This is a genomic window from Pseudomonas baetica (assembly GCF_019733355.1).
GTDB lineage: Bacteria > Pseudomonadota > Gammaproteobacteria > Pseudomonadales > Pseudomonadaceae > Aquipseudomonas > Aquipseudomonas baetica_A.
The window spans coordinates 1-202 of sequence record NZ_JAIHLQ010000215.1 but is presented as its reverse complement, the minus strand read 5'-3'; the positions used below and the strand labels follow the sequence as shown (position 1 = coordinate 202).

The window sequence follows — 202 nt, the reverse complement described above, 5'->3', positions numbered from 1 at the left end:
ACAAGCCAGTTGTGATCACCAAGGTCTACGACAAGGCTTCGCCTCTGCTGCAAGCTGCTCTGACCTCCGGCGAGCGCATGAGCGAAATCGTTATCCAGTGGTTCCGTACTTCGGCTCAAGGTACCCAAGAGCACTACTACACCACCAAACTGGAAGACGCGATCATCGTCGCCATCAACAACAAAATGCACAACTGCCAGGA

1 protein-coding gene is annotated in these 202 nt (G+C 53.5%); it reads left to right on the top strand.

Features of this window, described 5'->3' with window-relative positions; genetic code table 11:
* The coding region (tssD, locus tag K5E40_RS34800) for a type VI secretion system tube protein TssD (RefSeq protein WP_221734470.1) at positions 1-202 on the top strand (202 nt) is incomplete at both ends.